This is a genomic window from bacterium, from assembly GCA_027622355.1.
Lineage (GTDB): Bacteria > UBA8248 > UBA8248 > UBA8248 > UBA8248 > JAQBZT01.
Map to the genome: position 1 here is coordinate 1 of JAQBZT010000129.1, position 7,999 is coordinate 7,999.

At 62.1% G+C, this 7,999-nt stretch carries 11 protein-coding genes; 8 read left to right on the plus strand and 3 right to left on the minus strand.

Going from position 1 to position 7,999, the window contains the following annotated elements; translation table 11 throughout:
* A partial coding sequence (locus tag O2807_08720) for a dihydrofolate reductase family protein (protein MDA1000578.1) occupies positions 1 to 241 on the minus strand: 241 nt, incomplete at its 3' end.
* 116 nt (positions 242 to 357) lie between these two features.
* On the opposite strand from O2807_08720, the gene O2807_08725 reads away from it, so the two are divergent.
* From O2807_08725 to O2807_08750, 6 genes are read left to right on the plus strand one after another with little or no spacing between them, the layout of a single operon-like run.
* Positions 358 to 1,008 (plus strand): MBL fold metallo-hydrolase, encoded by a 651-nt coding sequence (locus tag O2807_08725; protein ID MDA1000579.1) that lies wholly within the window; start codon positions 358 to 360, stop codon positions 1,006 to 1,008.
* 14 nt (positions 1,009 to 1,022) lie between these two features.
* Positions 1,023 to 1,421, plus strand: a complete 399-nt coding sequence (locus O2807_08730) for a VOC family protein (protein ID MDA1000580.1) — start codon at positions 1,023 to 1,025, stop codon at positions 1,419 to 1,421.
* Positions 1,421 to 2,515 carry a c-type cytochrome gene (locus O2807_08735; GenBank protein ID MDA1000581.1) on the plus strand — a complete coding sequence of 365 codons (1,095 nt, stop codon included), beginning with the start codon at positions 1,421 to 1,423 and terminating at the stop codon, positions 2,513 to 2,515. Before O2807_08730 ends, O2807_08735 begins: the two co-directional genes overlap by 1 nt.
* On the plus strand, positions 2,512 to 3,228 hold the full coding sequence (locus O2807_08740) for a cytochrome c (GenBank protein ID MDA1000582.1): 717 nt from the start codon (positions 2,512 to 2,514) through the stop codon (positions 3,226 to 3,228). The genes O2807_08735 and O2807_08740 overlap by 4 nt, the downstream gene beginning before the upstream one ends.
* A gap of 8 nt (positions 3,229 to 3,236) precedes the next feature.
* Entirely contained in the window at positions 3,237 to 3,659 is a 423-nt protein-coding gene (locus O2807_08745) for a cytochrome c (protein MDA1000583.1), read from the plus strand.
* The gene (locus O2807_08750; protein MDA1000584.1) at positions 3,656 to 4,669 is read left to right on the plus strand and encodes a beta-propeller fold lactonase family protein; all 1,014 of its coding nucleotides are present in this window, start codon (positions 3,656 to 3,658) and stop codon (positions 4,667 to 4,669) included. Before O2807_08745 ends, O2807_08750 begins: the two co-directional genes overlap by 4 nt.
* A 13-nt stretch (positions 4,670 to 4,682) precedes the next feature.
* Here the strand turns inward: O2807_08750 and O2807_08755 are convergent, their stop codons facing one another.
* Complete coding sequence (locus O2807_08755) at positions 4,683 to 5,564, minus strand: SUMF1/EgtB/PvdO family nonheme iron enzyme (protein MDA1000585.1); 882 nt, start codon at positions 5,562 to 5,564, stop codon at positions 4,683 to 4,685.
* A gap of 32 nt (positions 5,565 to 5,596) precedes the next feature.
* Positions 5,597 to 6,028, minus strand: coding sequence for a hypothetical protein (locus O2807_08760; GenBank protein MDA1000586.1), 432 nt, complete (start codon positions 6,026 to 6,028; stop codon positions 5,597 to 5,599).
* A gap of 220 nt (positions 6,029 to 6,248) precedes the next feature.
* Here O2807_08760 and O2807_08765 point away from each other — a divergent pair, with 220 nt between their 5' ends.
* On the plus strand, positions 6,249 to 6,992 hold the full coding sequence (locus O2807_08765) for an ABC transporter ATP-binding protein (protein MDA1000587.1): 744 nt from the start codon (positions 6,249 to 6,251) through the stop codon (positions 6,990 to 6,992).
* A gap of 16 nt (positions 6,993 to 7,008) precedes the next feature.
* Positions 7,009 to 7,944 (plus strand): ABC transporter permease subunit, encoded by a 936-nt coding sequence (locus O2807_08770; protein MDA1000588.1) that lies wholly within the window; start codon positions 7,009 to 7,011, stop codon positions 7,942 to 7,944.
* The last annotated feature ends 55 nt before the right edge of the window (positions 7,945 to 7,999 follow it).

Consider the following 7,999-nt stretch of genomic DNA (forward strand, 5'->3'; position numbering starts at 1 on the left):
CGCCCGCCGTCACCACCCCGTTGGCCGGATGGAGCGGCCGCCCGGCCTTGCGGCGCGCCGCCTCGAGGGCCGCATCCCGGACCCGGGCCGGATGGCGGGCCGCCCGCAGCGTCCCGCCCCCCCAGAGGATGATATCGGCCTCCGCGCGGAGCCGGTTCATTTCCTCCCGGTCGGCCGCTCCCCCCAGGGGCCGGTCCACCCGATCGGCGGATGCAATCTTGCCGTCCAGCGTCATCGCCATGTTCACGTAAACGTAAATCGGACCACCCTCTATTTTTTCGGGAAAGCGGGTTGTCGCCCCTCCCCGCCGGGGATAAAATCTCCTCAGTCCTTCTCTATCCAGAAAGAGGTTTTCTCATGGGCGAATTTGATCAGACCGTCGAACTCGACGCACTCACTCTCCGTAAGCTCAACATCGGGCCTTACAGCAACAATGTCTACATCTTCATCTGCAAGGAAACGAAAGAGAGCATCATCATCGACACGTCCTACTCCGCCGATCCGATATTGTCCGCGTGCAAGGGAACGAATATCAAGTACATCCTCCAGACCCACTGCCACGGCGATCACATTGACGCCATTGACGAGGTCAGGAGCCGCGCCGGCGCGCCACTGGGGCTGCACCCCGAGGACGAAAAGGAATTCGGCATCCGGCCCGATTTTCACATCAACGACGGGGACGAGGTGAAATTCGGGAAAGTTTCCCTGAAAGCGATCCACACCCCGGGCCACTGCCGCGGCATGCTGATGTTTCACTATCCCGGGCACTGCATCTGCGGCGACACGATCTTTCCCGGCGGCCCCGGCAAGACGTGGAGCCACGAGAACCTTCTGGTGCTCCTCGATTCGATCAAAAACAAGGTCCTCACCCTGCCCGATGGCACGGTTCTCTATCCCGGTCACGGCGCCAACTCGACCCTCACGCAAAGCAAAGAAGAATTTGCCCGGTTCGTCTCCGCCGGCCGCCCCCGCAAGGGCGAATTCGGTGACGTCATCTGGAATTCCTAAAAAAGGAGAGCTTCATGCCGCAGTCCTCGATTCTATTCAACCATGTCCACCTGGTCTGCCGGGAGCCGGAAGCGACCGTCCGTTTTTTCATCGACAAGCTCGGCGGCGAGGAGGTGCAGCGGGCCGAGGTCCAGGGCGCGCCGCAGATGCACGTCAAATTCAACGGCGCGACCGTCATCATCCGCGGCCAGCGGACCGGCGAGAAGGCCAATCCCAAGGGCGGACTCGAATGGGGCATTGACCATTTCGCCTTCAGCGTGGAGGGCGACTTCGACGCCTATTGCGACGAGATGAAATCGAAAGGGGTCAAATTCACGATGGACCCGGTGGATTTCAACCCGACTACGCGGATTGCCTTCATCCAGGCGACCGACGATGTCAGCATCGAACTCGTCCAGAGAATAAAAAAATAATGCGAACTCGCCATCGGCCTTTTTTCGGTCTGTTTCCAGCCTCCCGGCGGCGGGCTCTTCCCCTGGCCGGGCTCGCGGCCCTCTTTCTTTTCGGGATCCTCGCGCTTTTCGGAAATTCGCCCGCGGACGAGCCCTCCCGGGCGCTTCCGCCGCCCCCGCCCCTCGGGCTCGACGATGTTCCGGTCCCGGACGATAACCCGATGACGCGGCCCAAGGTCGAGCTCGGCCGGATGCTGTTCTTCGAAAAGCGCATCTCCGGCGACGGCACCGTCTCGTGTCATTCCTGCCACAACCCCAAGCGCGGGCTGAGCAGCGGGAAGCAGTACGGCACCGGGATCGGCGGCAAGCTGACCGGCGTCAATCCGCCGACGGTGTGGAACGCCGCCTACTTCGACTTTCAGTTCTGGGACGGCCGGGCGAAAAGCCTCGAGGAGCAGGCCGCCGGCCCCATCACCCATCCCGGCGAGATGGGGGCGACCAAAGAACACGTCGTGCGCGTGCTCAACGGCATCCCGGGCTACCGCCTGGCCTTCAAAAAAGCCTTCGGCACGGAAGAGGTGACCTTCGACAAGGCCCTCAAGGCCATCGCCACCTTTGAGCGCACCCTCATCTCCGGGGATTCCCCCTTCGATCAATGGAAATTCAGCGGAGACAAGCTGGCGATATCGGAGGACGCGAAAAAGGGGTTCGCCCTTTTCAACGACAAGGCCAAGTGCGTGAAATGCCATCTGGTGGACGCCTTCAGCGCCCCCTTCACCGACAACAAGTTTCACAACGTGGGCATCGGGATGGAGAAGAGCCCGCCCGAGGAGGGCCGGGCGAAAGTCACCGGCCAGAAGCAAGACCTCGGAAAGTTCAAGACGCCGACCCTGCGGCTTATCACGCTGACCGCCCCCTACATGCACGATGGCCGTTTCCGCACGCTCGCTGAGGTTGTGGATTTCTACGACAAGGGCGGAACGCAGAATCCCAATCTCGACCCCGACATCAAACCCTTGAGCCTGACGCCGGAGGAGAAAAAACATCTTATCGCCTTCCTGCGCTCGCTCACCGGCACTGTCCCCAGCATCCGGCTTCCGGATCTTCCCAAGTGAAGCAGCACTTTCTTTCGGCGGCCATCGTCTTTGCGCTCCTCTCTTCCGCACTTCCCGCGGCGGCGGCTCTGCGCCCCAACGCGGAGAAGGGAAAGCTCCTCTTCGGGGGAAACGGATGCGGCGTGTGCCACACCGTGAGCGGCCCCGAGAAAAAGCTCCCGGTGACCGAGCGCCACAACGCCAAGGGCCCCACCCTCTGGTACGCCGGCAGCAAGTTCGGCCCCGGCTATCTGGCCCAGTGGCTCAAGAACCCGAAGCCCTTCCGCGGGGTGAAATACGGAACCCTCATCAAGCGTCCCGACCCCCATCCCGCCCTCGCCAACCTGGACGCCCGGGATGTCGCCACCTACCTGCAAACCCTCAAGGACCCCGAGATGCGCACGGGCACCGTCCCCCGGTGGAAGAAAATTCCGCGAGGAGTTCTGCGGCGGGCCCGCATCCTTTTCCAGAAGAAACAGCCCTGCTACGCCTGCCACAAGGTCCGCATCCGCAAGACCGTCTACCGGCAGCCCATCGAGGTGGGCGGCTTCAGCGGCCCCCATTTCTTCGACACGGGCCGGAGGCTCAACCCCGATTTCATTATCGCCTTTCTCCAGCGCCCGGAGCGCTACAACCCGAACGGGAGGATGCCCGTGTACGGGGACAAGGCGTTCACGCGGCTGAGCGAAAAAGACATGATCGCGCTGGCCGCCTATATCGCGTCCTTGAAATGAGAACTTCCATGCGCGCATTGACTCTGGCTTTCATGATTCTTTTCCTGGCGGGCGCAGCCGAGACCCAGGAGCGGCCCCGGGCCGAGGACAACTTCACATGGCACTGCGTCCAGTGCCACGGACCGCGCGGCGACGGCAAGGGCATCAACAACACGCGAGACCTCCCCGTCGCCCCCCGGAACCTCTCCGACGGAAAAGACATGGCCCAGTTCTCGGACGAGGACATGGTCCGCACCATCACCCATGGCGGCGGCGTGAACGATCTTTCCTCGATCATGCCACCCTGGGGGAATCTCCTCCCGCCGGATGAGATCAAGGATCTCGTCGCCCACGTCCGGAAGCTCTTCAAATGCCAATTCGACCCGAAGGCCAAGGAGGCATACCTCCGGCGCGAGGGCAAACTGCCGCCCGCCGGGGGGGAGAAAAAATGATGGCTCGGATTGCCGCAGCCGCGCTTTTTTCCCTATGCGTCGCCGCACCGGCTGCCCTCCACGCGGCGGGAGAGCGCATCCTCGTCACCAACACGCGCGAGGGAACCCTCAGCGTCATTTCTCGGGACACCCACAAAGTCATCAAGACCCTGCCCGCCGGGAGAAAGGCCAACCGCCTCGCCCTCGCTCCGGACGGGCGGCACGCCTGGATCATCAACGACGGCTCGTCCTTCGTGCGTATCTTCGATGTTCACGAACTGAAATTTGTGGGGAAAATCCGCGGCGGGCGCGACCCCTACAATCTCGTGTTCTCGAAAGACGGAAGTTTGGCTTACTTCGTCAACACCTACTCGGACAACGTAACGGTCTTCGATCTCATCAAGAAGCGAATCGTCCATGTCATCCGGCACGGCGGCAACAATCCGGTCAACATCAAAATCTCGCCCGATGGAAAAATCGCCTACGTCGCCAATGAATTAAGCGAGGATGTCTCCGTCGTGGACCTCGCGGCCCGGAAACCTCTCAAGCAGATCGAGGCCGGACACTACATGGAGGGGATCACCTTCAGCCCGGACGGGAAAACCTCCATCATCACGAACGGCGCCCAACACACCTACAGCGTCGTGAACGCCGAAACCCACGAAGTCTCCCAGACCGTCAAGCTCCGGGGCGAGCCCCACGACGCGCTCATCACCCCGGACGGAAAATTTCTTTATGTGACCCTGCCCCACATGAACTCCGTCTCGGTTTATTCGATGGAAACGCACAAGGAAGTCGCATTCGTCAAACAGGGAATCCGGCCCGATCTCATTGCCTTCACCCCCGACGGCGCCCTGGCCTACATCTCCAACCGCGACTCGGCCGAGGTCTACGTCATGGACGCGCAGAAGCACCGGAACGTGCGGAGCATTAAGGTGGGAAAGGGCGCGCACGGCGTGCTCGTCGTGCCGATGCCGGAGAAGGCGGCCGGTGCCGGCCGTGCGACCAGCGCCGGGAAAGCCGCGAAGTAAACCCCGCTTCGGCCTAGGCCCCCTCGCCCGTTGCGCAGCGGAAACCGATCTTGTTGTTCCGGTAGATGGGGAGGCGATCGTAGCGGTTGTGGGTAGTGGCCCATTCAAGGGGGCTGCCCCAGGAGGCACCGCGGACGACCCGTGTTTTGCCCTCGGCAGGCCCGGCCGGCTCGCGCTCGGCCATCGTGCGGTAGGCGTTTTTCTGGTAGCGATCGGCCACCCACTCCCAGAGATTTCCAGACATATCGAGAAGGCCGAAAGGACTCGCCCCCTTCGGGAAGCTCCCCACCGGCGCAACGCCGGGGAAGCCATCCTTTTCACCCTTCACGTTCGCACGGCCCGGGATTTTTTGATTCCCCCAGGGAAACCGCCTGCCGTCGGCGCCTCGCGCGGCGTGCTCCCATTCGGCTTCGGTCGGGAGCCGCCGGCCCGCCCAGCGGCAATAGGCCTCGGCGTCATTCCAACTCACCTGGGAGACGGGCTGCTCGGGCATCTTCTTCCAGTCGGAACCCGGCCCCTCGGGCCGCGCCCACATCGCACCGCGAACATTCCGCCAGCCGCCCTTGCCCTTTTGAAGAGAAAAGTCCCAGACCCAGCCCCACCCCGCCTTTTCGGCGTCGGTCCGGTGGGTGGTCAACTCCATGAACTTGGCGAACTGCCGGGCCGGAACCTCGGTCCGGTCCATCCAGATCGAGGAGACGTAGACGCGGCGCACAGGGCGCTCATCCGCATCGCCCTTTTTGCTTCCCATCTGGAACCATCCGCCCGGGACATGGGCGAGCACCGCCCCGTCGAACCCTGATATTTTTGTTTTTGCGGCCCCGAGCGCGGGCGCCGCCAGGGTGAAAACAAAAAGAACGCACAAAGCCGCCTTCCGCCATCCGAAACGCTCCATTGTCACGCCAATTTCTCCTTCCCGGGAGGGCGTCAATCCTGAAGAGGCCCGCGGGGGTCATCCACAAACGTGGTTCCGGCGGCTTGCTTGTTGGGGGTGTTCCCGTAGGTGAAGATGAGCTCGGCCACCTCGGTGTGGCTCGGGTTTTCCTGCCCATGGATGCACCCGCAGGGGAAATAGACGAAATACTCCTGCGGCACTTCCCGGCACTGGATCTCCCCGCCGTCATCCTTCCAATAGATGTTCACCGGCCCTTTGGCGATGTATATCGTCGTATCGCAATTCTTGTGGATGTGAAGATGGTTCCGCCCGCGGGGAGGGATGATGGTGCGGCCCATCGTGATGGTCTTCGTGCCGGTGGTCTGCTCGTCCACGCCCCAGCGGATGTCGTAGGGCGGCTCGTAGGCGGTGTCCTGATTCACGTCCAGCGAATTGATGATTTTCGGTACGGGTATTTTTCCCATGTTTTCCTTCCTCTGATATACGGATAAAAGCCGTGCAAAATCCTAGATCATCCTTCCCACCCCGACAAGCGCGATCCCCGCCCCGCGGAGCGAAAAAGCGAGGAAAATGCTCCGTTTCCCCGGATGTTTTTTTCATGTATTATATGAGCACTCTGATAAGGGGTCAGACCGGAACCGCGGCATTTTCCATCCCTTTTTCAACAGGAAACAGGTCATCGTTATGCCGACGAAAATCGAAATACGCAATTTAAGAAAAGTCTACAACACCCCAGAGCGCAAGGTGCATGCCCTGGAAGACGTGAACCTCAACATCGAGGACGGGGAATTCCTGGCGCTCGTCGGCCTCTCCGGCTGCGGCAAGACCACCCTGCTGAACATCCTCGCCGGATTCGTCGAGATCACGGCCGGAACCGTTCTCATGGACGGGAAAACCATCACCTCCGAATACGACAAGGGCGTGGTCTTCCAGGAGTACGCGCTTTTCCCGTGGCTCACCGCGCTGAAAAACGTCGAATACGGGCTGGCGATCCGCGATGTCCCGCCCAAAGAGCGCGAGGAGATCGCGCGGGAGTTTCTCCGGCTGGTGCGGCTTCAGGATTTCGCGGACATGTACCCGCACAACCTCTCCGGCGGCATGCGGCAGCGCGTCGCCGTCGCGCGGGCGCTCGCGTTCGACCCCCAGGTGCTCCTGATGGACGAGCCCTTCGGCGCCCTCGACGCCCAGACGCGCGAGGAGCTGCAGGAGCTCACCGTGGACGTCTGGAGGAAAACCAAAAAGACCGTCCTCTACGTCACCCATAACCTGAGCGAAGCCGTCTACATGGGAGAGCGCGTGGTTGTTTTCGTTCCGAACCCGGGCCGGATCCGCGAGATCGTTTCCATCAAAATCCCGCGGCCCCGCGACGCCCTTTCAAAGGAATTCATTGAAATCCAAAGAAATCTCAACGAATTGATCCGCAGCTAACGCCGGAGGAATACTTATGACACAAGCCTCGGCCGCCGGTCTCCCACCGGCCATTTTCCAAGAAGACCCCAAGAGAAAAGTCTGGTTGGTGGTCCAGGAAAAACTCCGCCCCATCTATCCCTTCATCGTAATGGCCGCGCTCTGGGAGGCCGCCGCCCGGCAGGCGCAGGCGAGAAACCTGGGGCAGCTCTTCCCGACCCTGGAAATGATCGCCGTCCGGGCCTGGGAGCTCGTGACGGGCCCCCTCATACGGGCGCTGACGGAGAACCCCGACCTGCCGGTCAGCGACTACTTCTACTACCTCTGGCAGAGCCCCATCCTCTGGCACACTCTCGCTACGGCCTGGCGCCTTCCCGTGGCGTTCGCGATCGGCGGCATCATCGGCCTCGTCATCGGGATCCTGATGGGACGCTTCTCCTTCTGGGAGTCGTTCTTCGTCCCCCTCATCGCCGTCCTGCTCCCCATTCCGGCCCTGGCGTGGACGCCCATCGCCATCCTCTGGTTCGGGCTGGGCGACCAGACGGTCATCATCATCATCGCCTTCGCCACTTTTCTCCCCATCGCCATGGCGGTCTGGACGGGCGTCAAGACCGTGAACCCGGTCTGGATTCGCGCGGCCCAGTCCATGAACGCCAGCAAGATGACTATTTTCCGCACCGTCGTGCTTCCCGGTTCGCTCCCAATGATCATGAGCGGGATGCGCATCGGCCTGGCCCGGGCCTGGCGCGCGGGGGTGGGGGCCGAGGCCTTCGCCGGCCTCCGGTGGGGCCTTTCGGCGGGCATCTTCGATGCCCAGGAGTTCCTGGACATCGCGTTCATGATGGTGGCCCTCACCATCCTCGGGCTCTTCGGCTACATACTCGAGAAAGTCCTCTTTCAGCCCATCGAGAGCCGCACCGTCATCCGCTGGGGCCTGATGGAGGCGATGGGCGGCCAGGACAAAAAGGTCTAGGCGGCCTCTCGCGCGCAGTCAGCAACAAGAAAGGCCCCGGAGGAATCCCCCCCGG

Excerpts from the sequence above, each read along its gene's own strand:
- O2807_08725 (MDA1000579.1), top strand. The coding sequence starts at position 358 with ATGGGCGAATTTGATCAGACCGTCGAACTCGACGCACTCACTCTCCGT.
- O2807_08730 (MDA1000580.1), top strand. The coding sequence starts at position 1,023 with ATGCCGCAGTCCTCGATTCTATTCAACCATGTCCACCTGGTCTGCCGG.
- O2807_08735 (MDA1000581.1), top strand. The coding sequence starts at position 1,421 with ATGCGAACTCGCCATCGGCCTTTTTTCGGTCTGTTTCCAGCCTCCCGG.
- O2807_08745 (MDA1000583.1), top strand. The coding sequence starts at position 3,237 with ATGCGCGCATTGACTCTGGCTTTCATGATTCTTTTCCTGGCGGGCGCA.
- O2807_08750 (MDA1000584.1), top strand. The coding sequence starts at position 3,656 with ATGATGGCTCGGATTGCCGCAGCCGCGCTTTTTTCCCTATGCGTCGCC.
- O2807_08755 (MDA1000585.1), bottom strand. The coding sequence starts at position 5,564 with ATGGAGCGTTTCGGATGGCGGAAGGCGGCTTTGTGCGTTCTTTTTGTT.
- O2807_08760 (MDA1000586.1), bottom strand. The coding sequence starts at position 6,028 with ATGGGAAAAATACCCGTACCGAAAATCATCAATTCGCTGGACGTGAAT.
- O2807_08765 (MDA1000587.1), top strand. The coding sequence starts at position 6,249 with ATGCCGACGAAAATCGAAATACGCAATTTAAGAAAAGTCTACAACACC.
- O2807_08770 (MDA1000588.1), top strand. The coding sequence starts at position 7,009 with ATGACACAAGCCTCGGCCGCCGGTCTCCCACCGGCCATTTTCCAAGAA.